A 25,117-nucleotide genomic window follows, 5' to 3' on the forward strand; every position below is an offset into this window, starting at 1 on the left:
CGTATTACTCTAATTTTATACAAAGATAAGTACTTATAGTGTATTTAGGTACTGGGTTAAATCTACATCTTTGCCTAGTTTAAGTTTCTTTTTTAAACGGTATTTACTCTTTAAAATGCTATCGGGCAATACATTAAGCATGGAGGCAATTTCTTTGGTAGAGAGGTTCATACGCAGGAAGGATGCTAAACGTATTTCCTTTTCGCTAATGTCGGCATTAATTTCTTTAATCTTGTTGTCAAAATTATTATGTACCTCTGTGAAGTAAGATTTAAAAACTTCCCAATCTTTATCCTCGGCACTTTCTTTTTTAAGCAACATAACCAACCGCCTAAATTCCACTTTAAATAATTCGGGCGATTGTTTTATTTTTTCAAGATTATCCTTTAACTCTTGTATAAACGTGTTTTTCTGAACCAAATGCAAGGTTTGCGATGCTAGTTCTTTCTTTTTGAACTCAATTTCCTGTTTATAAATTTCCTCTTGTTTTTCACGTTCCATTTTATTTTTTTTCATGCGTTGTTTAAACCCGAAATAGAGCAGACCAGCAATGGTGAGAAATGAGAACATGCCAATACCATAAAGGGTTTTGGTGAGTTGGTCGTTTTTGGCTTGAATGTTTAATGATTTTATTTCTTCATGTTGCAAGGCGATTTCTGCTTCTTTTTTTTCGGTATCAAATTGAATTCTAAGCTCTTGGATTTTATTAATCTTGTCCTTATTTATTATGGAATCATTTAATTTTTTAAACTCTCGTTGATATTTCAATGCTAATTTTAAGTCTCCTTTTTTTTCATATATATTACTTAAATGAGATGTAGAATTCATATTAATAGAAAGGCTATTATTGTCTTCGGAATATTTTTTGGCACTCATGGCATTTTTAAGCGCATTTTCTAAATCATTATTACTTATATAAACTTCAGCTAATTTATTTTCTGCAACTGCTAAGCGACGCTTGGCATTAATGGATTTTCCTAAAGTAATAGATTGATTTAAATATTTAATAGCATTATTTAAGTCACCTTTTAAAAAATAGAGATTACCCAGATTATTTAAAGCAGCTGTCTCGATTCCCTTAAATTGTGATTGTCTAGTTTTTTCTAAACTTTTTAATAAGTAATCAAGGGATTTATCATAATTTTTCAATTTCATATAATAAATACCAATATCATTTAAAACTTGAGCTTCGTAGCCTACATCCTTATAATCCTGATAAATTTTAAGCGCTATTTCATTGTATTGTATCGCCTTTTCTAAGTTTTCTATGTTATACTCTAAGGTTCCCAAATGGTTATAAGTATCAGCAATTCTTATGGAGTCTTTTAATTTCTCAAAAATTTTCAATCCCTTTTGAACATTAGTTAGTGCTATGTTATAATAGCTCATATTTTGGTTTATGGTTCCCTTAAAATCATAGGCAAGTCCCATTCCCATAGAATCTTTAAATTTTATCGCATTTTCTAAATCCATATTATTAATACTATCGGCTTTTTGTAAATTTCCCTTGTCAAATTCAATAATTGCCAAACCTCTGTATGCTTGTGATATATAAATATGGTTATGTAATTGATTTCCTAAAAACAAACTTTTCTCGTAGTAATATTTTGCTGAATCTAATTGAGATATGTTATGATATAAGTTTCCTAAATGGTAATTCGCCAAGGCCAATCCTGATTTATAATCTATTTTCTTTGACATATTAAGTTGCTCAAATGCGTATTTTTTAGTTTCAGCTTGAGATCTATACATATAATAATTAATTATATGATTAACAGTTCTGATTTTAATAGTGTCCAAGGTTTGATTTTTGTAAACCGTTAAGAGGCTATCTATATTAAGTTTACTCTGTGAAAACAAATACTGATTTACTAATAAGATGAAAATAAGAGGTAAGAATCGCTTCATGAGTATTAATTTAATGGTATAAAGTTAATTAATTCATCTGTTTTTATTTAGTATTAACAAATAGGAAAATAGATAGCTGTCCATATATTGTCCATTACAAATACTATTAATTTATCTCTTTTTTAAATTTAAATATTTGAAAATCAATAATTTGAATTTTGAATGAAAATTTAAAATTACACCTATGTCCATGTATGTTTTATAATGGTTGTCCATACTTTGTCCATACCAAAAATTAGTTTTCAGTGTTTTTCATGTCTAGTTTTGAAGTGTTGAATCACAAAATTTAGAAATTATGAAAACACAGCTATTAACAATCAAGCCTAGTAAGTTAGGTGTCATCTTATGTTTAATACTATTTACTTTTTTAAGTTGTAGTACAGAAAGTACAGATGATGGAGGAGAAGAAGCTCCAGTATCTGGAGATAAATTAAATGAGATTAATAATTTTTTAGCAACTCTCTCAAACTTTAGTCAACCAGAAGTGTCTGGCGAACAACTTTTAGAGGAAAGCGAACCAGAGCGTGAAGGACAAACGGACGAATGTGTTGTTAAAAAATATAAAATGGCACCCGGTTTTAGCGAAATGATATTGCTAGACCCAACAAGTGATGTTATTTACCCTGGAGCCATGTTAAGAGGAGAATCTATACCAACTGGAGAATATATTGGCATTACTGGTGGTAGAGCGCCCATAACCTTATCAGTATCACTAGAAAACTTAAACGGTAAGCCTTCTACGGTAATTAATAATCCTAATATTAATACCGTTAGAGAAGGGGTTAAAGATATGTTGCAACAGGGTGTCACGGGTTCGGCATCAGCTAAAGTTAATTTCACTACTGAAGAAGTCTATTCAGAAGAGCATTTAAATATTGCTTTGGGTGCTAGCTATACTAAAGGAAAAAACAGTGTTTCAGGTTCTTTTAACTTTAATAACTCACAAAAAAAATATAAATATGTTATTAAATATCTGCAGGTATATTATACCATTGATTTAGCTATCGAGGACAGCGAGAATCCAGGGAAACTCTTTACTCAAGAACCAAATTTAGACGCTACAAGTCCTGTTATAGTATCATCGGTTAAATATGGACGAATGCTTTTATATACTGTAGAAACAAATGCTGAATTTACAGATACCCAAGCTGCTTTTAATGCTGCTTTTAGTGGTGGAGAGGTAGATGGGCAAGGTGAGCACCAGAGTTTTTGGAGTAGTTCTACGGTAAAAGCTTTGGTTATTGGTGGTAACTCGAGTGACGCAGCTCAAGTTGTTAGTGGGCCAGAAGGCGTTTATAATTATATAACCCAAGGGGGTGAGTACTCTGCAAATTCACCTGGGGCACCTTTGGGTTATACACTACGTTATATTAGAAAAGGATTCCCTATTGCTAATGTTGTTTTATCAAGCGAGTACAATATTAGAACCTGTTATCAAGCGTATCAAAAGTTTGGTATTCAGCTTTATGGTTTCAATGCTTGGAATGTTGTTCGCGAGAGAAATTTAGAGATTTATGGAGATATGCGAATAAGGGTTTATCAAGGAGGAAATGTAAAGAAAGAAATCAAGTGGCACCAAGGTGCTAATCCATCTATGAATATTAATGAGGGTACTTTTTTTGAAATCCAAACAGCTAATTCAAGTGCTGAAGTCGAATTATACAAACCCAATTTAGAAACGGATTACATTGAGTTATATTCATCCTTTTATGAAGCTAATGGTTCTTTTACCCCGTTATATTTTGGAAATGGAACCGAAAAAATACTGCTAAAAAATGTTCAAAATGCTAAAGAGCCTTATACACGAATAATCTTAAAGAACGACACAAACGAAATGCGAACCTACTTTTATGTTTGGCGTATTTATTAATAGCTAAAGATATTATTATTAAAGAAAACAGTCGGCACCTAAAGTTGTAGATTCAACAACTTGGTGTTGGCTGTTATTTTTTGGCCTCTACCAACTCCAGTTGTTCTAAACTAACATTGGTGGTAAAAACACCGTAATTAACCACCGCTTTATTTTTTTCAATTTTGTCAATACTGCCAATAGCGCGTCCGTCAAACATGCGCACGCGATCTCCAAGTTTTAAAACAGGTTTGGGTTTAGGCTGCTCTATAGCTTTTTCTTTTTCGGCTTTTTTCTTCTTTCGGATAACCTCAACTTTCTTTTCGGCTTCTTTTTTAATCTGTTCTTCTTTAGCTTTTATAGCTTTTTTCTCTTTGACAGAAACCTTTTGGCGTTTGGAGTTTTCTATTTGAACGAGTTTAAAAAGTTCGCCCATCAACTCGCGTTTTTGTTTGTTTTCAAAATACTTTTCTGCAACATCATTTACTTTTTGTCCTAAGTAAATCAGTCGCTGGTTGCTATCATACAATTCTTGATAGCTTTCCAACTTCTTCTGGATTTTAGCATTGATTTCTTCTAGTTTATCAGCCTCTTCAATTTTTTTCTTTTCGTTCAGCTTTAGCGATAGTCCTGTTTTTTCCAATTTAGAACGTTCTTTTTGGAGTTTGGCAATCGTGGCGTCAAACCTAACTTTACTACGTTCAATCTTCTTTTTTGCGCGGTTTATTAAACTGAAAGGAATCCCATTTTTTTGTGCGACTTCAAAGGTAAAACTACTGCCTGCTTGACCAATAACCAATTTGAAAAGTGGTTCCAGTGTTTTTTCATCAAAAAGCATGTTGGCATTTAGCATGTAGGGTAGTTCGTTGGCCAAAATTTTGAGATTGGAATAATGTGTGGTAATGATTCCAAAAGCTTCCCGATGGTAAAACTCTTCTAAAAAGGTTTCAGCTAATGCGCCTCCAAGTTCAGGGTCGCTACCTGTTCCAAATTCATCAATTAAAAAAAGCGTATTCTTATTGCATTTCTTCAAGAAATAATTCATTTGCTTTAAACGGTAGCTGTATGTACTCAAATGATTTTCGATAGATTGATTATCGCCAATATCGCTTAAAATTCTATCAAACAAGCACGCTTTACTACGTTCGTGAACCGGAATTAACAGGCCACTTTGCAACATCACCTGTAACAAACCAACTGTTTTTAGAGTGATACTTTTTCCGCCAGCATTAGGTCCTGAAATAACAATGATTCTACTGTCTTCTTTTAATTCAATAGTCTGCGGAAAGGTTTTTTCCTTCTTTTCTAAATTATTTAAATAGAGGAGTGGGTGATACGCATCACGAAGAAACATACTTCTGTCTTCCGAAAATTCTGGAAGAATGGCATTCATGGATTTGGCGTATTTAGCTTTCGCGGAAATGACGTCCAAATCAATTAAAAAGTTTTGATAATCCTGTAAAAGTGTTAAAAACGGACGAATATAATCGGTTACGTCTTTTAAAATCCTAATAACTTCTTCCTGTTCCTCATATTCCAAATTATTAAGTTCTCTGGAATACTGCAACGTAGTTTCGGGCTCGATATACACAATGCTGCCCGTTTTACTACCTCCCATAATAGCCCCTTTTACTTTACGTCTGTACATGGCTTTTACAGCTAAAACACGTTTGTTATCAACCACCGATTCTCGAATATCATCCAAATATTCAAGATTGTGGTACATATTTAAAGCAGATGAAAAACTAGAATTAATTTTGCCCTTTATTTTGTTTATAGATTGTCTTAAATCAAATAACAAGGAAGAGGCGTTGTCTTTGATATCACCAAAACGGTCTACGATACCATCAATTTTTTCGATTATGACTTTAGTGACTTCAATGTGTGAAGCGAATTCATGGAGGTTTGGATAATACTCTTCAAATTTTTTTAAATAGGTAACAATGGTGTTCACGGTAATTGAAATAGAGACTATTTTTTTTAAACCGTGAACTTCTAAATACGTGTTTTCAATTCGCAGAAGCTTTAACTCGTTGGTAATGGTATCAAATCCATGGTTTGGAATTCTATTATCATTGTAAAATGAGGACAGATATTCGTTAGTTAATTGTAAGGCCAGTGTTAAGTCTTCCTTGGTTTTATAAGGAGAAATCTCTAGGGCCTTTTCATGCCCCAAAGGTGTTACACAAAGCTCACTAACTTGTTTTAAAACCGTTTGAAACTCTAAGTCCTGCAAAGTTTTTTCGTGAATATGAATCATTCTTTTTATAGCATATAAGTCTAGCAAATGCAAAGTTAAACATTATACTTTATATGTTTTGCACCTTTAAAGTCTTCTTAATGAATAGTTAATTAACAGTTTACGGGTATTGTTTAACATTATGCTAACAGCAGCCGATTAACTTTAAAAGTAAATTTGAATTGAAATCAACAAACATCAATCAAACTTCAACAGTTTTATCAAGCTCAATCATGTATTTGATTGGGCTTTTTAACTAATATAATTCCAGATATTTTTATACTTCGTGAGCTGTTTGTAGGTATTTAAAATCACTTCATTTTCCTTTGAAGAAAGACTCTGGTCATTTTGAAGTATTTTTTTTGCGTAATAACGCGCACTTTGTAAAATAGCATTATCCTTGATAATATCAGCAATCTTTAAATTCAAAACTCCGCTTTGCTGAGTTCCCATAATGTCTCCTGGGCCCCTCAATCGCAAGTCCACTTCCGCTATTTCAAAACCATCATTGGTACGTACCATAGTTTCCAATCTTGTTTTGCTGTCGTTACTCAATTTATGGCTAGTCATTAAAATACAGTAGCTCTGCTCTGCGCCCCTGCCTACACGACCACGTAATTGATGGAGTTGTGATAGCCCAAAGCGTTCTGCACTTTCAATAATCATGACTGTAGCATTGGGAACATTTACGCCTACTTCTATCACTGTTGTGGCTACCATAATTTGGGTTTCACCTTTTATGAAGCGTTGCATTTCAAAGTCTTTATCTGCGGGTTTCATTTTTCCATGAACGATTGATATTTGATATTCGGGCATCGGAAAATCCCTCGCAATACTTTCGTAGCCATCCATCAAATCTTTATAATCTAAAGCTTCACTTTCTTGAATGAGCGGATAAACAATATACACTTGACGGCCTTTTTTTATTTCATCACGAATAAAACGGAATACTTTCAATCTGTTTTTATCATACCGATGAACCGTTTTCACCTGTTTTCTACCAGGTGGTAATTCGTCAATTATGGAAATATCCAAATCCCCATAAACGGACATAGCCAAAGTTCTAGGAATTGGTGTAGCAGTCATAATTAATACGTGTGGAGGTGATGTGTTTTTATGCCATAATTTACTACGTTGAGCTACACCAAAACGGTGTTGCTCATCTATAATGGCGAGCCCTAAATTTTTAAATTTCACCTTGTCTTCGAGAAGGGCGTGGGTGCCAATTAAGATTTGTAAATCGCCATTTTCTAGCGATTCATGAATTTTTTTTCTTTCTGAAGTTTTACTTGAACCAGTTAATATTGAAATACTGATATTCAGTTTATTACACATTTCAAGTAATCCATTAAAGTGTTGGACTGACAAAATTTCAGTCGGTGCCATTAAACATGCTTGAAAACCGTTGTCAAGTGCCATTAACATTGACATGAACGCTACTATGGTCTTACCTGAGCCTACATCACCTTTTAATAATCGATTCATTTGGGCATTACTTCCCAAATCGGCTCTAATTTCCTTTAAAACCCGCTTTTGGGCGTTGGTTAATTCGAAGGGTAAATGTTCATTGAAAAAGGTATTAAAATAATTTCCAACATGTTCAAAAGGAAACCCTTTGATCTTTGATTTATGAATTAAATTTTTGATGATTAATTGCAATTGGATATAAAACAACTCTTCAAATTTTAACCGAAATTGGGCCTTGGAAAGGAGCTCTTGACTTTTTGGGAAATGGATGTTAAAAAGGGCTTCTTTTTTACTGATTAATTTTAACTCCAAAAGTAGAGAATCAGAGAGTGTTTCACTGAATTTTCCTTTGGTCTCAATAAATAATTGTTGCATGATTTTACTAATCACCCGATTTGAAATACCCTTATTTGATAATTTCTCCGTAGAAGGATATATAGGTTGCATGGCAGAACGAATATTTTTTTCGTGTTCTTCGAGTAATTCTAATTCTGGATGAGGCATGCTGTATTTTCCACTAAACCAATTGGTTTTACCAAATGCGACATAGGGTTTATTGAGTTTTAGGTTCTCTCGAATCCATTTATGCCCACGAAACCAAACCAATTCCATAGTACCTGTTTCGTCTTGATAGGTGGCAACCAAGCGTCTCCCTTGTTTTTGGGCCACCTCCTTAAATTCGATTATTTTCCCAATTACCTGAATATCAGCATTATTTTGCTGTAATTGGTTTATTTTGTAATACTGTGTTCTATCAATATATCTATTTGGAAATAAATTAATTAAATCCTGATACGAGTAAATACCCAACTCCTTGCGCAATAAATCGGCCCGATTGGGCCCCACGCCTTTTAGATAATCTATGGGAGTTTGAAGGTTAACAGACATAAAGGCGAATTTAATTAATTCCTACGAAAGTGTGAATGTTATTACACTTTTTACTTTTCCAGTTCATGTTAAAAATCGTATTTTGGTCTAATGCTTGTTATTCTATTAAAATGAAGTGTTTCATAGCTTTTTTCTATTTTTTTATCTCCTTTTTTGGGTTTTCCCAACAGACTGAATATGTTGATTTCAAAAAAGCCAAAGCCGAAATTGCTTTTGGTGATTTAAAGAAAAAAGAAGTCTCAGGAAGTATTACTTACGAGTTTAAAATTCTAAAAGATACCGACTCAATTTACTTCGATGCCAATAATTTTCAAAACATATCATCTACTTTAGATGGGACATTTATGGATAGTTTATACAACGGTAAACAACTTATTGTAAAATACCCATTTAAACCAAATACCACACACAAGTTGGATATTACATTTAAAACAAGTCCTAAAAAGGCTATGTATTTTATAGATTGGGACACTTCGACTGCGCTCAGTGTGACAAATGAAGTAAATGTCACTTCGAGTGATTCATTAAAAATGAATCGTATTGAGAAGAATTCTTGGACACAATCAGTGCAAATATGGACTCAAGGCCAAGGAAAATACACGAGTAATTGGTTGCCTAGTGTTGATGATATGAATGAAAAGATTGAATTTGATTTATCCATTACTTTTGATAATGAATATGAAGTGATTGCCAATGGAAAATTGACCAATAAACAAATCAACGACTCCACAATAACCTGGCATTACAATATGCAACAACCTATGAGCAGTTATTTGGTGGCTTTGGCTATTGGGAAGTATGATAAAAAGGTAGAATATTCGGATAACGGCATTCCTTTGGAAATGTATTATTATCCCGAAGATTCTTTAAAAATTGAGCCAACATACCGTTACACAAAACAAATATTCGATTTTTTAGAGGAAGAAATAGGGGTGCCTTATCCATGGCAAAACTATAAGCAAGTACCTGTAAAAGACTTTTTGTATGCTGGAATGGAAAATACGAGTGCTACTATTTTTGCGGATAGTTTTGTAATTGATTCTATAGCCTTTGTAGATAAAAATTATGTAAACGTAAATGCACATGAATTGGCGCACCAATGGTTTGGTAATTTGGTAACCGAAACTTCAGGAAAACACCATTGGCTACAAGAAGGTTTTGCAACGTATTATGCACTCTTAGCAGAGCGAAATATTTTTGGAGACGATTATTATTATTGGCGGTTATATGAATATGCCCAAGAATTATGGGGGCAAGAAAAAGCTGGATTAAGTACATCCTTGCTAGATCCACAATCGAGTAGCGCAACCTTTTACAAAAAGGGCGCTTGGGTATTACATATTTTAAGAGAAAAAGTGGGTAATAAGGCTTTTAGTAAAGCCGTAAAGGCTTATTTGGAAAAGCATCAGTTTAAAAATGTGGAAACCAAAGATTTTATAAATGAGGTAGAAAAAGCCAGTGGAAAGGATTTAAGAGAATTTATGGCTCGATGGTTGGAAGACAAAACTCTTTTTTATGATGAAATGATTAAAAATTTAAAACTAAATTCATCTTCAATTAATCAACACTTTTTATACGATTGCAATGAAACTCCGCAGCTTTGTAAAACGATCTTGTTGAGACGAGATAATTCAATTTACAAAGAAAAAATCATTGAAGCTTTGGGGTCAACTCATATTACAAAATCTACTTTTTTAATCGATGATATTAAAGTCCGCCAAGCCATCGCCCAAACTTTAAGCCAAGTCCCTCTAGAATTAAAATCCGATTACGAAACGCTTTTAAATGACGAATCTTATATAACCATGGAGGTAGCTTTGTTTAATTTGTGGAGGAATTTTGCAGAAGATAGAGAAAAATACCTCAACAAAACAAAGGGCATTCAAGGTTTCAATGATAAAAATGTTAGAATACTTTGGTTGACTTTAGCGTTGTTAACCGATGATTACGAAATTGAAAACAGACCTAAATATTTTGATGAACTAACTGATTATACAAGCTCAAAATATAGTTTTGAAGTTCGACAAAATGCCTTTCAATATTTAACGCAAATACAAGCTTGTAATGATGTTTGTAAAGAAAACTTAAAGCAAGCTACAACACATCATAGTTGGCAATTTACAAAGTTTGCGAAAAACTTACTAGAGGTCATTAATAAATCTAAAGATTGATGAAAGCATTGGTCATTTCAGGAGGTGGTAGCAAAGGCGCATTTGCGGGAGGCGTAGCACAATACCTTATTCAAGATTTAAAACGCGACTATCAGTTGTTTTTAGGAACTTCAACAGGGAGTTTGCTGGTATCTCATTTAGCATTGAATAAAATAGACAAAATTAAAGCGGTTTACACCAGTGTTAACAATGACAGTATTTTTGATGTTTGTCCTTTTGTAATAAAAGAGAAACACGGCACCCAAAATATAGCTATAAATCACTTCGCTGTTATTTTAAATTTTATTAAGGGGAGCAAAACCTTTGGAGAGAGTCAAAATTTGAGAACTTTAATTAGACAAACATTAACAGAAGATGAATTTTTAGAGCTAAAAAAATCTTTAAAGGATATTGTAGTAACGGTTTCCAATTTATCCTTAAATCAAGTAGAGTATAAATCTTTAAATGATTTTGATTACGAAGAGTTTTGCGATTGGATTTGGGTTTCTTGTAATTATACACCCTTTATGACCTTGGTTAAAAAAAATGGTTGTGAATATGCCGATGGTGGCTTAGGAACTATGATTCCTATTGAAGAGGCCATAAATAGAGGTGCCACAGAGGTTGATGCCATTATATTGCAAACCGAAACCACACAATTAAATCGTATGCCATCAAAAAATCCGTTCTCTTTATTAACCAGCATGTTCAGCTTCATGTTAGACCGTATTGAATCACAAAACATAAAAATTGGTAAGTATGTAGCCTCTCATAATAATGCTATCATAAATTTCTATTATGCACCTATTGTACTGACCACAAATTCATTGATTTTTAACAAAGATAAAATGACCAAATGGTGGCAAGACGGATATAATTTTGCTAAATTTAAAAATCAAGAAGTCAGTCAATTAGAAAATTAATTTATGAGGGCATTAGTAATATCGGGTGGGGGTAGCAAGGGTGCCTATGCTGGTGGTGTAGCAGAGTATTTAATTAAAGATGAAGGCCGAAATTACGACATGTTTTTAGGAACATCAACAGGTAGTTTGTTAGTGCCCCATTTGGCCGCTGGAAAAATTGATAAAATACATCGCGTTTTTACAAATGTTAACCAAAGTAATATATTTAGCGTAAATCCTTTTGTGATACGAAAAAAAGGCGACAGAGAGTTTGTTTCTATCGATTTTATTAACACGCTTTGGCAGTTTATTAAAATGAAGCGCACCTTTGGAGAAAGCAAAGCTTTGCGACGACACATAAGAAAACACTTTACCTATGAAGAATATAATTTAATACGAGAAACGAAGGATGATGTAGTGGTTACAGTTTCTAATTTATCTAAAAACTGTGTGGAATATAAATCTATTAAGAATTTTAGTTATGATGAGTTTTGTGATTGGATATGGATTTCTTGTAATTACATTCCTTTTATGTCTTTAGTTAAACGGAATGGTTTTGAATATGCCGACGGCGGTTTGGGTTGTGTAGTACCCATTCGAGAGGCGATTTTAAGAGGGGCTACAGAGGTAGATGCAGTGGTTTTGGAATCTGAAAATATGGAATATAATAAAGTTTTAGGTAAAAACCCGTTTTCACTCATGATTAATTTATTCGGGCATTTATTAGACCAAGTGGAACGAAGTGATATTATTATTGGTAAGTTAGCTGCCACGAATAGGGATGTAAAGCTTAACCTGTTTTATACGCCTTCCAAACTCACAGAGAACTCGTTAATATTCAATAAAAAATTAATGACTACCTGGTGGCAACAAGGTTACTATTATGCTAAGAAGCGATGTGAAGAAGCTAGTTCAAACGAACTTAGGATGGATTAAATTACCACAATTCTGACACCTCTTCTTTTATAAATGATAGCGCTGCATCACTTGGTGATCTGCGTTCCATCATTTCAGTTAAAACCACTTCCCGTAATTTATTGGCAGAGTCCGTTTTTTCTAGCATACTAGCTTTTCTTATGAGTTGAATAGTGGCATTTTTTGCTGTTGTTACAATGTTCCAGCACTTATCGCTAATGTAGATTTGTTGTGATAAATTATGCTCAAACTCTTGTTCAATGCTTTGTATAAGTAAAGATTCATAACTTTCTTTATTGGAGTCTATTGGCTGAATTCTAATAAGTAATTTGGAAGGCGATATACGTTCCAAAAATAGGGCCATGCGTTCATAAGCTTGTAGGCGCAATGGCATAGCATTTACTTGCATATCCTTTTTTAATAAAAAGCGTCTGCGACCATCTTCATTTTTGGTGTGTTCTCTAAAAAAATAATAGGCAATAACACCTGTAATTAATGCAGGAATTGAAAATAAAAACAGATCTAAAATTCGACTTATGTCCATAAAATATATTGATTAATTATTCTTGTTACCACCCAAATATAAACAATCTTTTAAGCTTTGCATACCTTTAAATGGTACCAGCGTTTTTTCATAATCATAAGTCTTATTCAACTCCTTGGATAGATTGTGGTCATCAACATTGATATCCACATCACTCATTTTAAACTGGCAAGGATGCTCATACCCCGCAGCATGTGTAATTTCGATTAGTTCTTTTCGAAATGTTTTAAAGTACTGTGCCAATCGAACCGATTTAAGGGTAACATCAATACCATTTTGCAACCATTTACTTTGAGTTGCGATTCCAGTAGGACAACGATTGGTATGGCAAACCTGTGCTTGAATACACCCAATACTCATCATAGCCTCTCGAGCTACATTAATACAATCTGCTCCCATAGCAAAGGCCATAGCTGCTTTTGCTGGAAAACCGAGTTTTCCACTACCTATGAAGACAATACGATCTGATAAACCTTTCTTTTGGAATAATTTGTATAAACTACTGAAGCCATAAACCCAAGGCAACGACACGTGATCTGCAAAACTTGGAGGTGCTGCACCTGTACCGCCTTCGCCACCATCAACTGTAATAAAATCAGGACCCTTACCGGTTTTAAGCATTATGTCTGCGAGTTCTTCCCATTGTTCTAATTTTCCAATGGCTGCCTTAATACCAACAGGTAGTCCCGTAGCTTCAGCAATTTTTTCAATAAACTCAACCATTTCAGGTACATTAGAAAACGCTTTATGGTTAGGAGGTGAGAGTACATCTTTTCCAACTTCAACACCCCTAATTTCGGCAAGTTCTTTATTGATTTTAGCTCCCGGTAATACACCCCCTTTTCCGGGTTTCGCACCCTGGGAAAGTTTGATCTCAATGGCTCGTATGAAAGGATTTTTTTCAACAAGTTCAATCATTTTTTCCATTGAAAAACCACCATCTTTATCTCTCACACCAAAATAACCCGTTCCAAAATGAAATACTACATCGCCACCATGGCTGTGATAGGGAGACAAGCCGCCCTCGCCTGTGTTATGATAAGCGTCAGCCATTTTAACACCTTTATTTAAAGACTCTATGGCTTTGGCCGACAGCGAACCGAAACTCATAGCAGACACATTAATAATGGATGCTGGACGATACGGTTTTTTACGTTTATTAAATTCGCCCATAACTTTAGCACAAGGTAAAAAGGCTTTGTCAATAGTATTAGGATGGTTCTCGGGTAATTCAAAGGGAATCATGGCATTATTGATGAAAATATGATGATGCGCATATATATCCCTATCGGTACCAAAACCTTCATAATTGTTTTCCTTTTTAGCCGATGCGTAAATCCAACTGCGTTCAATTCGGTTAAAGGGTAATTCCTCTCTATTGTTGGCTACAAAATATTGACGCATTTCTGGACCTATACTTTCTAGCCAATAGCGTAAATGACCAACAATAGGGTAGTTGTGACTTATAGTGTGTTTTTTTTGAAAGAATATATCTCTTATGGCAACGAGGGCTAAAACTATTAAAATCCATCCCCACCAAGTAATGTTTGATAAAAATTGAAGTACTGTTTCCATTTTTATTTATTCAAAAAGTCAAAGGTAATTTGAGTGAAGGCCTTAACGCCCAAAAGCATACCACTTTCATCTATCTTAAAATCTGGAGTGTGGTGGGGGAATGATTCATGGTTTCCGGGAGTCATTCCACCCAGATAAAAATAAAACCCGGGAACCAATTCTTGAAAATATGAAAAATCTTCGCCAATGGTTTCGGCCTTAATTTGTTTCACATGAGTGTTTCCCGCTACTTTTTTGAGAGAAGGCAACATCCTTTCTACCAAACCTTGGTCGTTGTAGGTAATGGCAGTTTCATTGGTAAATGAAATGGTAGCAACACCTCCATAAGCCTTGGCTATGGTTTCTGTCATTTCAGTCATGCGCCTAAGAATATGCGATTTCATATCAGCATCTAAGGTTCTAACGGTTCCAATCATTTCAGCAGATTCTGGAATGATATTAAACCGAACACCACTGGTTATTTTACCTACACTAATAACGGCAGCTTCATTAATTAGTTGGCTTTCGCGACTTATAATGGTTTGCAAACCATCTATGATTTTTGCTGAAATCAATATAGGATCGATGCCATTCCATGGTTCAGAACCATGTGTTTGTTTCCCTTTAACATGAATAACAAAGCGTTCCACTGCAGCCATGGCACCACCCGGTTTATAATGAATTTCGCCAACATTCACATTGGATCTGATATGTAACCCGAAAATAGCATCCACTTTAGGGTTTTCTAAAACACCTTCTTTAATCATCAATCTGGAGCCACCTTCTTCACCAGGAGGTGGGCTTTCCTCTGCTGGTTGAAAAATAAATTTTACGGTACCGTTAATCAAATGTTTGTTTCTAGAAAGTATTTCTGCTACTCCCATTAAAATAGCGGTGTGCGCGTCATGTCCACAAGCGTGCATCACACCAGTTTCGGAATTTAAAAAAGTAGTTGTTATTTCCGATTTAAAAGGTAAATCGTTTCTTTCGGTCACCGGAAGTGCATCAATATCGGCACGAAGTGCAATGACTTTTCCAGGATTTTTACCTTTTAAAATGCCAACAACGCCTGTTTTTGCAACGCCAGTTTGTACTTCAATTCCGAGTGACTTTAAGTGAAATGCAATTTTTTCAGCAGTTTTGAACTCTCTATTGGATAGTTCTGGATTTTGGTGAAAATGACGTCGCCACTCAATAACTTTTGGTTCTATAGCTGTGATTTGTTGTTCTAAAGACGTTTGGGAATAGAGATTTGTAAGTCCTAAGAAAAAAAGAAAAATAAAAAATTTCATGTAAAATATTTTGAAGTTTAAATATATTCAAAAAATATCCAAAGCATGAAACAAGTTATAATTGTTTATAATTATTAATAAATCCGCTTACGTAAAAGCATAACATTGGTTATTTTCACATCTTAAAATGAAAATGAATTGGAGAAGTATTTAAGTCAGTTAAATAGCGCACAATTAGAGCCTACCGTTCAAATTGAAGGCCCTATGATTGTAATTGCTGGTGCAGGTTCGGGAAAAACCAGAGTACTCACTTACCGTATAGCCTATATGATGAGCCAAGGAATTGATGCTTTTAATATATTAGCACTAACCTTTACTAACAAAGCGGCACGTGAAATGAAAGAACGTATTGCTTCTATAGTTGGCGCAAGTGAGGCAAAAAATTTGTGGATGGGAACGTTTCACTCAGTTTTTGCTAGAATTTTAAGAAGTGAAGCCGATAAATTAGGGTATCCCAGTAATTTTACTATTTACGACACGCAGGATTCCGATAGGTTGATTGCTTCCATTATCAAGGAAATGAATCTGGATAAAGATATATACAAATACAAGCAAATACGTTCCAGAATTTCCTCTTATAAAAACAGTTTGATTACGGTGCGTGCCTATTTTCAAAATCCAGAATTAATTGAAGCTGATACCATGGCTAGGCGCCCAAGAATGGGAGATATTTATAAGGAATATGTAGAACGTTGTTTTAAGGCTGGTGCCATGGATTTTGATGATTTGTTGCTAAAAACCAATGAGTTGCTTACCCGTTTCCCGGATGTGTTGATGAAATATCAAAACCGTTTTCGGTATATTTTGGTAGATGAGTATCAAGATACTAACCACTCACAATACTTGATAGTCAGAGCACTTTCTGATAAGTTTCAAAACATATGCGTGGTTGGTGATGACGCCCAAAGTATTTATGCCTTCCGTGGTGCTAACATTAACAACATCTTGAATTTTCAGAAGGATTACGATGATGTTAAAGTTTTTAGATTGGAGCAAAATTACCGTTCTACAAAAAATATCGTGAATGCCGCAAACTCCATCATTGATAAAAACCAAACCAAACTCGATAAAATTGTTTGGACAGCCAATGATGAAGGTGAAAAAATAAAGGTAAACCGGTCGTTAACCGATGCAGATGAAGGGCGTTTTGTGGCCAATAGTATTTTTGAAAACAAAATGAATAATCAACTACCTAACAGTGATTTTGCCATTTTGTATCGCACCAATGCACAATCGCGTTCTATTGAAGATGCCCTAAGAAAACGTGATATTCCTTACAGAATTTATGGAGGTTTATCGTTTTATCAGCGTAAAGAGATTAAAGATGTTTTGTCCTATTTACGTTTGATAATTAATCCTGCTGATGAAGAAGCCTTAAAACGAATTATCAATTTCCCCCCACGAGGTATAGGCCAAACCACGGTTGATAAATTGATTGTAGCCGCCAATGGTCATAATAAAACCATTTTTGAGGTGATGAAACACCTTGATAAAGCTGAAGTCAACGTTAATTCTGGTACCAAAACAAAGCTACAAGATTTTGTAACGCTCATTGAAAGTTATCAGGTTCTCAACCAAACAGCCGATGTTTTTGAATTAGCAGAACACGTTACCCGAACCAGTGGTTTGATTAGAGAGTTCAAAAATGACGGCACGCCTGAAGGTGTGGCCCGAATGGAAAATATCGAGGAGCTTTTAAATGGTATGAAAGATTTTGTGGAAGGGCAAAAAGAATTGGCCGATACCACAGGTTCTTTAGCAGAATTTCTAGAGGATGTGGCATTGGCAACCGATTTAGATGCCGATAAAGGCGATAGCAATCATGTGGCTTTAATGACTATACATTTAGCAAAAGGTTTGGAATTTCCGTATGTGTATATAGTAGGGTTGGAGGAAGATTTATTCCCAAGTGCGATGAGTATGGGCACGCGAAGCGAGCTAGAGGAGGAACGCCGTTTATTTTATGTGGCGTTAACGCGAGCAGAAAAGCAAGCGTATTTAACCTATGCTTTATCCAGATATCGTTGGGGTAAATTAGTAGATTCTGAACCTAGCCGATTTATTGAAGAAATTGACGATACCTACCTAGATATTATAACTCCCAAAGAAGAACGCCGATTTAACCCTATGCTTTCAGCTGATATATTTGGTGATGTAGAACCCAATAAAATTCGATATAAACCTGCTAAACAGGTGGTTCTTAAAAAAGGTAACCCAAAAAGTGAACCAGAAAAATTTCAAATTTCTACACCAAAAAACTTAAAACCCGTATCGAAAACCCATGGAAACACCAATTTATTTGACAGTAAATTAGTGGTTGGTAATGTGGTGAAACACATTCGTTTTGGTACTGGAGAAGTTTTAAAAATAGAAGGGTCTGGAGCTGATGTTAAGGCAGAAATTAACTTTCAACATGGAGGTGTTAAAAAACTTTTGTTGCGTTTTGCGAAATTGGAGGTTGTAGGGTAAATTAGTTGTTAGTTAGAAATTTATGGCTGAATTTGTTAGAATATACGAGGAAAATCCCAATCCTAAGGAAATAGATAAGGTGGTTACGGTTTTAAAAAATGGTGGGCTCATTATTTACCCAACAGATACAGTTTACGGCTTGGGGTGCGATATTACCAACTTAAAAGCGCTTGAGCGTGTCGCTAGAATAAAACAGATCAGTTTAGAAAAATCTAATTTTTCGTTTGTTTGCCATGATTTAAGTAATTTAAGCGATTATGTTAAGCAAATAAACACCACTACTTTTAAAATATTAAAACGGGCGCTTCCTGGCCCTTACACGTTTATTCTGCCAGGTTCCAAATCATTACCAAATCCGTTTAAGAAGAAAAAAACAGTTGGGATAAGAATACCTAATAATAATATTGCATTGGATATTGTTAAAAAGTTGGGGAACCCAATCATATCAACCTCTATTCGTGATGACGATGAAATCATAGAATACACCACCGACCCAGAATTGATATTAGAGAAATGGGATAATTTAGTGGATTTAGTAATTGATGGAGGTTATGGAGATAACGAACCTTCTACGGTTATTGATTTATCTGAAGAAGAACCAGTGATTGTTAGGGAGGGTAAAGGGAGTTTGGAGATTTTTTAAAGTAAAGATTGTTTTTTAGTAGGTTCGTTTAGCGCCTTGACAAAAAACGCAGGGATTGAAGAGCAGTTAGCTTGATCAAAGAGCCAAGACCAATTTTTAAATTTAAATTATTCTTGGCGGGTTTCCAGAATCCCATGAACTTTCGGATTGCAGAATTGCCCTATGTTTATTAATCTATTGTTACCTCTAGTTTCAGTTATTGGAGTTAAAAATTTTTCTCCAGTAATCGTTTAGATTGAATCTTGAATATTTGGATAGATGAGATTGCTCCTTAGGAATGAAACCCCTAAGTCGGTTTATTTCAATTTCATATCCTTCAGATTGTGATAAATTTTTCCATTCATTCGGATCCTTACTTATATCATAAAATTCAATGGAGTTGTCCTCATATTGAATGAGTCTATATGTTTCGTCAGTAATAGCGATGTTGTTTCTACCAAATGATGAAATAGCAACATAAGGCCAATCGGTTGCATTAGCATTTTCTAAAAGAGGCAACAAGGAATGTCCTTCGTTTCGTTCATTTGCTGGCAATCCACTGAGATCTACTAGCGTTGGATAAATATCCAGTAGTTGAACTGGTTTATTTGACACTCTGCCTGGTAAAGCACTCAAATCTTTGATGATTAAAACGGTCCTCGTATCTCTCTCCCAAAGCGCCTGCTTGGCGAACCGATTTTTTTCTCCTAAATGATAACCATGATCTGACCACAAAACGACAATCGTATTATTCGCATAGTCACTTTGCTTCAGCGCATCTATTACTTTCCCAACTTGCGCATCTACAAAATTTATACAAGCGAGATAGGCTTGAACAACATCTTTCCATTGATTCGTTTCAATGAGCCAGTCGGTTGTAGGCATCTGTGGCACATCCGTTACTTGTTTAGCAATATGTAGGTATGTCATCGAAATCATCAGGGAGATAAGGTGGGGTATGAATATCTTCTATGGGAAATTTGTCAAACCATTTTTGAGGGACGTACCAGGGAACATGCGGCCTTACAAATCCAACCGCAAGAAAAAAAGGCTTTTCATGGTTTTCGTTGAGTTTCTCAACAGCCCATTTAGCTGACTTATAATCGGGCATCAAACTGTCTTCAGAAGGATAGGCACCCCAATCTGTTTGCGTGCCTTTGGGTTTCCCAAACCATTCTGGATCGTATTTGAAACGTTTCGGAGGTTTCGGTCCAAACATTTCAAACACACCACCATATTCGTCAAAGGTTTGAGCTCCATCCCCGTTATGATAAATTTTTCCAACCCCATTGTTTTATAACCATACTTTTCAAAATAATCGGGAAGAAAAATAGATTGACTCGACTCTGTGTTTGATTTTTTAATATCAATGTCTTGTAACTGTAAATAATTCCCCGTTTTCGTTGGATAGAGCCCACTCATCACAGACGCCCTAGATGGAGCACATATAGGAGCTTGGCAATGTGCATTGCTAAAGAGCATACCACTTTTAGCCAGTGCATCCATGTTGGGCGTTTTTGTCTGAGGATGCCCATTCAATACTCCGACCCAGTCATTCAAATCGTCAATGACTATAAATAGCACGTTTGGTTTCTCCTGTGGATAAGAGATAGTTGAAAGACTAAAAATTAGCAGTAGTGGAATTGATTTAATCATAATTTCTAACAATTTCGAGGTAATGTTACGATAGGGTTACGTTTTAATGAACCATATCGATAGTCAAACTAAGTTAGTTGTTTTTTTTAACTAAATCAATTTTATTAAGAATTCCTGCCTTCTCAGGAATGACTGAATAAAAGGATATACCCTTTCCATTGCCCTCATGATGAACTTAAAGCCTTACTCCAAAGGGTATCACCACAAAAAAAGCCCAACTTTTCAGTTGAGCTTTTCCTTTATAATTTTTTAAAAACGGATTAATTACCGGCTTCCAAATTTTTCATTTCTTTTTCTACCAAATCATAAAACTGATCTAATTTTGGTAATACAACAATTCTTGTTCGTCTGTTAGTCGCTCTGTTTTCAGCAGTATCGTTATCCACTAAAGGCACATAAGAACTACGTCCAGCGGCGATTAATCTTCCAGGATTCACACCTAACTCTTCCAAAACTCTAATGATAGAAGTAGAACGTTTCACACTTAAATCCCAGTTATCCAACAATGGTTCTTTCCTGTAAGGCACATTATCAGTGTGTCCTTCTACCATACATTCAAAATCTGGTTTTGCTTTAACAACTTTGGCCACTTTGGCTAAAACATCTTTGGCTTTTGAAGTTACGTTGTAGCTTCCACTTTGGAATAATAATTTATCAGAGATAGAGATAAAAACAACACCTTTTTCAACATTAACTTCAATGTCTGGGTCGTTAATACCAACTTCACGTTTAAAACTCGTTACTAATGCTAAGGTGATACTGTCTTTTTTGGTAAGAGCATCTTGCAAACGAGAAATTTTAAGATCTTTTTCTTTAATACTTTCCAGTGTTTTCTCAACATTGCTGGCACCTTTAGCAGATAAAACTTGTAAATTATCGTTATACTTTTTCAAGTCTTCTACCTGACCTTCCAAAAGGGTCACTTTTGCAGTTGAGGCTGCTTTTTCTTCTAAACAAGAGTTTAATTTAACGGTTGCAGAATTAAGCAAATCTTGGGTTTCTTTTTGCTTTGCTTGTAAATCTGTAAATTGTTTTTTTGATACACATGAACTCAATACAATCATGGCAGTTGCACCAAGTAATAAAATTTTTCTCATAATTATTTAAGGGATTTGTTTTCTAAATTATTTACACAAAAGTATATAAAATTCAATAGGTTTAATCATTTTAACAAAACTTTTGCTAACTATTTACAAACTTTTAAAAGTTCTATTTTTATTTACGAAATAATTAACCACTATGGATGTTTTTTGATAATATTTAATCTTATTTTTTGTGGATTTACGCTGATTTAGCAATCTCTTAAAATGATAATAAAAATTAAGATGCGCTTTTAAAATTGATAGGGTATGTTTCGGTTTTATTTCAAAAAGGAATTTAACGGCAGCAATACCATCCAATATTAAACGAATTACAATAATTTGAAACAAATTACCTTTGGCGTTTTTGGTAATTGCAAAAAGACTGTTACGAAAGTTGAGATATGTTTTTTTAGGATTTGAATGGCTTAAAGTTCCTCCTCCAAGATGGTAAACCACAGAGTCTCCAACATATGTAACGGAATACTCTAAATTTTTTGCCCGCCAACATAAATCAATTTCCTCCATGTGGGCAAAAAAATAATCATCAAATCCATTTAATTCCTTAAAAACTTGGCTTTTAATAAATAAACATGCCCCTGATGCCCAAAATATTTCTGACGGGTCATCGTATTGTCCGTCATCTTTTTCTATAGTATTAAAAATCCTACCTCTGCAATATGGATATCCGTATTTATCAATAAAGCCACCAGCTGCACCAGCATATTCAAAGTAAAATTTGTTTTTGTAATCCAGAATTTTAGGTTGAATTATAGCTGTATTTGTTTTGTCGTAAAAAGTTTTAATAATTGGTTGTAACCAGTTTTCTGAAACTTCAACATCATTGTTTAATAAGCAAAAAACATCTGCTTCAATATGTTTTAAAGCATCATTATAACCTGAAGCATAACCTCCGTTAGTTTTATTTTGAATGATTTTTACTGAAGGAAAATGATTTTTAACAAATGAAACAGAATCGTCAGTAGATGCGTTATCAGCGAGATAAACACTAGCTTTTTTTGAATTTTCAATAACAGATGGTAAGAATTTTTGAAGTAATTCCTTTCCATTCCAGTTTAATATAACAATGGCAAGTTTCATAGTTTATACTCGGGTAACTCTTTTAAAAACTGATAGCGTTCATTCTCAAAATCCATTTGGCAATAATAATGGTTTAATCCATTGGTAACCATCAGGTAAGTGGCGTTTAACTGTAAATTGTAACGGGCAATTTGGTTAAAAACTTCTTGATTTATAGGAATATTTGGAGCTTTGCATTCCACTATCACGTGTAAGCTTCCGTCTGGATTAAAAACCACAATATCGTAACGCTTTTTTAAGGTATTGATAATAAGTTCTTTTTCAACATTAATAAATGATTTTGGATAACCTTTTTCTTGAATTAAAAACTGAACACAATGCTGCCTTACCCATTCTTCAGGCTGTAATACCACAAATTTTTTGCGTATTTCATCAAAAATAGATATTTTATTTTCGCTACTTTTGAATCGAAACGAATATGTAGGGAAGTTTAGTTTTTGCACTACACAAATTTGGTGATTTTTTTTTAATGGACGAAGTAAAACAATTAGTAACAGATGTTAAAAATGGGAATTTAAAACCCATATACTTTTTAATGGGTGAAGAGCCTTATTATATTGATAAAATATCAGATTTTATAGAAACTACTGTTTTAAATGAAGAAGAGCGTGGCTTTAACCAAATGGTGTTGTATGGGCGCGATGTAACCATTGAAGATATTGTGGGTAATGCTAAGCGTTACCCTATGATGGCTGAATACCAAGTGGTCATTGTTAAAGAAGCACAGGATTTATCGCGTACCATTGAAAAACTACTGCACTATGCAGAAAACCCTCAAAACACTACGGTTTTAGTCATTAATTATAAATACAAAAAAATTGACAAGCGTAAAGCGCTTTACAAGGCTATTAATAAAGTTGGTGTTGTTTATGAAAGTAAAAAACTTTACGAAAATCAAGTAGCAGATTGGATACGAAGAGTTTTGTCTGCAAAAAACTATACCATTTCGCCTAAAGCTTCTCAAATGTTGGTGGAGTTTTTAGGAACCGATTTAAGTAAAATCAACAACGAACTTGAAAAACTTCAAATTATTTTACCCCAAGGAACACAAATTAGTCCAGAGCAAATTGAAGAAAATATAGGTATTAGTAAAGATTATAATAATTTTGAATTACGAAAAGCTATAGGAGAGAGGGACACTATTAAAGCTTATAAAATCATAAAATATTTTTCTGATAACCCTAAGGATAATCCTATGGTTGTTACTGTGTCTTTATTGTTCAATTTCTTTTCACAGTTATTGCATTTCCATGGTTTAAAGGATAAATCTCCCCGCAGCGTTGCCACAGCATTAAAAATCAGTCCTTATTTTGTTAACGAATACATCACTGCTGCCAAGTATTATCCTATGCGTAAAGTCAGTACAGTAGTTTCCACCTTACGTGAATTTGATGTTAAAGGTAAGGGAGTTGGAGCCAATGCAGTACCGCAAGGCGATTTATTAAAGGAATTGATGGTCAAAATTTTAAATTGATTTTTTTCAATGAATGTAAATATTCATCAAAGCTGGAAACCTTATTTAGAAGCCGAATTTAACAAACCCTATTTCAAGGAATTGGCATCTTTTGTAAAATGTGAATATAAAACAAACAGATGTTTTCCACCTGGAAACCAAATTTTTAATGCTTTTAACCATTGCCATTTTGATGATGTTAAAGTTGTTATCATCGGACAAGATCCATATCATGGAGAGGGGCAAGCTAATGGTTTATGTTTTTCTGTTAATGATAGTGTTCCCCATCCACCTTCTTTAATTAATATTTTTAAAGAATTGGAATCAGATTTAGGAATTCCATATCCCAAGAGTGGAAATTTAATGCGTTGGGCAGATCAAGGGGTTTTGTTGCTGAATGCCACTTTAACGGTCAAGGCTCATCAAGCGGGTAGTCATCAAAATAAAGGTTGGGAAATTTTTACAGATGCCGTTATTAAAATTATAAGTAAAAAAATGCAAGGTGTAGTTTTCTTACTTTGGGGGGGATATGCAAAGCATAAACAAAAATTGATAGATAGTAATAAACACCATATTTTAACATCCGGACATCCCTCGCCATTGAGTGCTAATCGAGGTTATTGGTTCGGAAATAAGCATTTTAGCAAATCTAACTTCCTGTTGGTGAAAGAGGCTCAGACTCCTGTGGAATGGTGATTTCACGTTTTATAGATACTGTTTTTTTTTGAACTTTATCTAATTTGGTTTCTTTACAACAAATGAATTTTAACAAAAGTAAATTTAATATCAACAATACAGCGATAGATAAAGTAAAGGTTACAATCATAAACTTCATTTATAATTATTCGATAAAATACATTTTTTACCGATTAAAAGCAAATATATTAAATTTTTATTGATTTCAAATAGATCCTTTACAAATTTACAAGGTTAGATTTTGTAAAACAATACGTACTTCTACCTATTTTATAAAAATAAAACGATATACCTTATTTCATACATACATTAGGCTTCTTTAATTTTATTCGG

At 34.2% G+C, this 25,117-nt stretch carries 20 protein-coding genes; 8 read left to right on the forward strand and 12 right to left on the reverse strand.

From position 1 onward, the window contains the following. Positions 1-33: 33 nt before the first annotated feature. The gene (locus ABD963_RS06380) at positions 34-1,908 is read right to left on the reverse strand and encodes a tetratricopeptide repeat protein (protein WP_345276121.1); all 1,875 of its coding nucleotides are present in this window, start codon (positions 1,906-1,908) and stop codon (positions 34-36) included. 295 nt (positions 1,909-2,203) lie between these two features. Here ABD963_RS06380 and ABD963_RS06385 point away from each other — a divergent pair, with 295 nt between their 5' ends. Further along, positions 2,204-3,778, forward strand: a complete 1,575-nt coding sequence (locus ABD963_RS06385) for a thiol-activated cytolysin family protein (protein ID WP_345276122.1) — start codon at positions 2,204-2,206, stop codon at positions 3,776-3,778. A gap of 73 nt (positions 3,779-3,851) precedes the next feature. Here the strand turns inward: ABD963_RS06385 and ABD963_RS06390 are convergent, their stop codons facing one another. Both ABD963_RS06390 and recG read right to left on the reverse strand, forming a co-directional pair. Then, positions 3,852-6,017 carry an endonuclease MutS2 gene (locus ABD963_RS06390; RefSeq protein ID WP_345276123.1) on the reverse strand — a complete coding sequence of 722 codons (2,166 nt, stop codon included), beginning with the start codon at positions 6,015-6,017 and terminating at the stop codon, positions 3,852-3,854. Positions 6,018-6,248: 231 nt separating this feature from the next. Next, on the reverse strand, positions 6,249-8,351 hold the full coding sequence (gene recG / locus ABD963_RS06395; protein ID WP_345276124.1) for an ATP-dependent DNA helicase RecG: 2,103 nt from the start codon (positions 8,349-8,351) through the stop codon (positions 6,249-6,251). A gap of 110 nt (positions 8,352-8,461) precedes the next feature. On the opposite strand from recG, the gene ABD963_RS06400 reads away from it, so the two are divergent. Genes ABD963_RS06400 through ABD963_RS06410 form a run of 3 tightly spaced genes read left to right on the forward strand, consistent with a single transcriptional unit; the run spans position 8,462 to position 12,339 of the window. Then, a complete protein-coding gene (locus ABD963_RS06400; RefSeq protein WP_345276125.1) occupies positions 8,462-10,522 on the forward strand; it encodes a M1 family metallopeptidase in 2,061 nt (686 codons plus the stop codon). Further along, positions 10,522-11,424, forward strand: a complete 903-nt coding sequence (locus tag ABD963_RS06405; protein ID WP_345276126.1) for a patatin-like phospholipase family protein — start codon at positions 10,522-10,524, stop codon at positions 11,422-11,424. The genes ABD963_RS06400 and ABD963_RS06405 overlap by 1 nt, the downstream gene beginning before the upstream one ends. 3 nt (positions 11,425-11,427) lie before the next feature. Further along, the gene (locus tag ABD963_RS06410; RefSeq protein ID WP_345276127.1) at positions 11,428-12,339 is read left to right on the forward strand and encodes a patatin-like phospholipase family protein; all 912 of its coding nucleotides are present in this window, start codon (positions 11,428-11,430) and stop codon (positions 12,337-12,339) included. Between the two features lies 1 nt (position 12,340). Here ABD963_RS06410 and ABD963_RS06415 read toward each other — a convergent pair whose 3' ends face one another. The 3 genes from ABD963_RS06415 to ABD963_RS06425 are packed head-to-tail and all read right to left on the reverse strand — an operon-like array spanning position 12,341 to position 15,708. Further along, a complete protein-coding gene (locus ABD963_RS06415; protein ID WP_345276128.1) occupies positions 12,341-12,862 on the reverse strand; it encodes a DUF7935 family protein in 522 nt (173 codons plus the stop codon). Between the two features lie 12 nt (positions 12,863-12,874). Next, the gene (locus tag ABD963_RS06420) at positions 12,875-14,437 is read right to left on the reverse strand and encodes an FMN-binding glutamate synthase family protein (protein ID WP_345276129.1); all 1,563 of its coding nucleotides are present in this window, start codon (positions 14,435-14,437) and stop codon (positions 12,875-12,877) included. A gap of 2 nt (positions 14,438-14,439) precedes the next feature. Further along, entirely contained in the window at positions 14,440-15,708 is a 1,269-nt protein-coding gene (locus ABD963_RS06425) for an amidohydrolase (RefSeq protein WP_345276130.1), read from the reverse strand. A 138-nt stretch (positions 15,709-15,846) separates the two neighbouring features. Between ABD963_RS06425 and ABD963_RS06430 the strand changes: the two genes are divergently transcribed. Beyond that, positions 15,847-18,177: an ATP-dependent helicase gene (locus ABD963_RS06430; protein WP_345276131.1), complete on the forward strand. Its 2,331-nt coding sequence runs from the start codon at positions 15,847-15,849 to the stop codon at positions 18,175-18,177. A 22-nt stretch (positions 18,178-18,199) separates the two neighbouring features. Beyond that, positions 18,200-18,820 carry an L-threonylcarbamoyladenylate synthase gene (locus ABD963_RS06435; RefSeq protein ID WP_345276132.1) on the forward strand — a complete coding sequence of 207 codons (621 nt, stop codon included), beginning with the start codon at positions 18,200-18,202 and terminating at the stop codon, positions 18,818-18,820. Between the two features lie 192 nt (positions 18,821-19,012). On the opposite strand, the gene ABD963_RS06440 is transcribed toward ABD963_RS06435, so the two are convergent. The 6 genes from ABD963_RS06440 to ABD963_RS06460 form a co-directional block, all read right to left on the reverse strand. After that, entirely contained in the window at positions 19,013-19,729 is a 717-nt protein-coding gene (locus tag ABD963_RS06440) for a sulfatase-like hydrolase/transferase (RefSeq protein ID WP_345276133.1), read from the reverse strand. Beyond that, complete coding sequence (locus tag ABD963_RS06445; protein WP_345276134.1) at positions 19,707-20,018, reverse strand: alkaline phosphatase family protein; 312 nt, start codon at positions 20,016-20,018, stop codon at positions 19,707-19,709. The genes ABD963_RS06440 and ABD963_RS06445 overlap by 23 nt, the downstream gene beginning before the upstream one ends. After that, complete coding sequence (locus ABD963_RS15350) at positions 19,910-20,455, reverse strand: sulfatase-like hydrolase/transferase (RefSeq protein WP_425562793.1); 546 nt, start codon at positions 20,453-20,455, stop codon at positions 19,910-19,912. Before ABD963_RS15350 ends, ABD963_RS06445 begins: the two co-directional genes overlap by 109 nt. A 260-nt stretch (positions 20,456-20,715) precedes the next feature. Further along, complete coding sequence (locus ABD963_RS06450) at positions 20,716-21,552, reverse strand: OmpA family protein (protein WP_345276135.1); 837 nt, start codon at positions 21,550-21,552, stop codon at positions 20,716-20,718. 93 nt (positions 21,553-21,645) lie between these two features. Then, positions 21,646-22,635, reverse strand: a complete 990-nt coding sequence (locus tag ABD963_RS06455; RefSeq protein ID WP_345276136.1) for a glycosyltransferase family 2 protein — start codon at positions 22,633-22,635, stop codon at positions 21,646-21,648. Further along, positions 22,632-23,078 carry a type I restriction enzyme HsdR N-terminal domain-containing protein gene (locus ABD963_RS06460; RefSeq protein ID WP_345276137.1) on the reverse strand — a complete coding sequence of 149 codons (447 nt, stop codon included), beginning with the start codon at positions 23,076-23,078 and terminating at the stop codon, positions 22,632-22,634. The genes ABD963_RS06455 and ABD963_RS06460 overlap by 4 nt, the downstream gene beginning before the upstream one ends. A 26-nt stretch (positions 23,079-23,104) precedes the next feature. On the opposite strand from ABD963_RS06460, the gene holA reads away from it, so the two are divergent. Next, complete coding sequence (gene holA, locus ABD963_RS06465; RefSeq protein WP_345276138.1) at positions 23,105-24,109, forward strand: DNA polymerase III subunit delta; 1,005 nt, start codon at positions 23,105-23,107, stop codon at positions 24,107-24,109. A gap of 9 nt (positions 24,110-24,118) precedes the next feature. Continuing rightward, positions 24,119-24,784 (forward strand): uracil-DNA glycosylase, encoded by a 666-nt coding sequence (gene ung, locus ABD963_RS06470; protein WP_345276139.1) that lies wholly within the window; start codon positions 24,119-24,121, stop codon positions 24,782-24,784. Positions 24,785-25,117 lie beyond the last annotated feature (333 nt).

The sequence above is a fragment of the Litoribaculum gwangyangense genome, from assembly GCF_039543505.1.
Taxonomy (GTDB): Bacteria; Bacteroidota; Bacteroidia; order Flavobacteriales; family Flavobacteriaceae; genus Litoribaculum; species Litoribaculum gwangyangense.

Excerpts from the sequence above, each read along its gene's own strand:
- ABD963_RS06405 (WP_345276126.1), top strand. The coding sequence starts at position 10,522 with ATGAAAGCATTGGTCATTTCAGGAGGTGGTAGCAAAGGCGCATTTGCG.
- ABD963_RS06420 (WP_345276129.1), bottom strand. The coding sequence starts at position 14,437 with ATGGAAACAGTACTTCAATTTTTATCAAACATTACTTGGTGGGGATGG.
- ABD963_RS06385 (WP_345276122.1), top strand. The coding sequence starts at position 2,204 with ATGAAAACACAGCTATTAACAATCAAGCCTAGTAAGTTAGGTGTCATC.
- ABD963_RS06455 (WP_345276136.1), bottom strand. The coding sequence starts at position 22,635 with ATGAAACTTGCCATTGTTATATTAAACTGGAATGGAAAGGAATTACTT.
- ABD963_RS06415 (WP_345276128.1), bottom strand. The coding sequence starts at position 12,862 with ATGGACATAAGTCGAATTTTAGATCTGTTTTTATTTTCAATTCCTGCA.
- ABD963_RS06425 (WP_345276130.1), bottom strand. The coding sequence starts at position 15,708 with ATGAAATTTTTTATTTTTCTTTTTTTCTTAGGACTTACAAATCTCTAT.
- ABD963_RS06440 (WP_345276133.1), bottom strand. The coding sequence starts at position 19,729 with ATGACATACCTACATATTGCTAAACAAGTAACGGATGTGCCACAGATG.
- ABD963_RS06450 (WP_345276135.1), bottom strand. The coding sequence starts at position 21,552 with ATGAGAAAAATTTTATTACTTGGTGCAACTGCCATGATTGTATTGAGT.
- holA (WP_345276138.1), top strand. The coding sequence starts at position 23,105 with ATGGACGAAGTAAAACAATTAGTAACAGATGTTAAAAATGGGAATTTA.
- ABD963_RS06445 (WP_345276134.1), bottom strand. The coding sequence starts at position 20,018 with ATGTTTGGACCGAAACCTCCGAAACGTTTCAAATACGATCCAGAATGG.
- recG (WP_345276124.1), bottom strand. The coding sequence starts at position 8,351 with ATGTCTGTTAACCTTCAAACTCCCATAGATTATCTAAAAGGCGTGGGG.
- ABD963_RS06400 (WP_345276125.1), top strand. The coding sequence starts at position 8,462 with ATGAAGTGTTTCATAGCTTTTTTCTATTTTTTTATCTCCTTTTTTGGG.
- ABD963_RS06380 (WP_345276121.1), bottom strand. The coding sequence starts at position 1,908 with ATGAAGCGATTCTTACCTCTTATTTTCATCTTATTAGTAAATCAGTAT.
- ung (WP_345276139.1), top strand. The coding sequence starts at position 24,119 with ATGAATGTAAATATTCATCAAAGCTGGAAACCTTATTTAGAAGCCGAA.
- ABD963_RS06435 (WP_345276132.1), top strand. The coding sequence starts at position 18,200 with ATGGCTGAATTTGTTAGAATATACGAGGAAAATCCCAATCCTAAGGAA.
- ABD963_RS06410 (WP_345276127.1), top strand. The coding sequence starts at position 11,428 with ATGAGGGCATTAGTAATATCGGGTGGGGGTAGCAAGGGTGCCTATGCT.
- ABD963_RS06390 (WP_345276123.1), bottom strand. The coding sequence starts at position 6,017 with ATGATTCATATTCACGAAAAAACTTTGCAGGACTTAGAGTTTCAAACG.
- ABD963_RS15350 (WP_425562793.1), bottom strand. The coding sequence starts at position 20,455 with ATGATTAAATCAATTCCACTACTGCTAATTTTTAGTCTTTCAACTATC.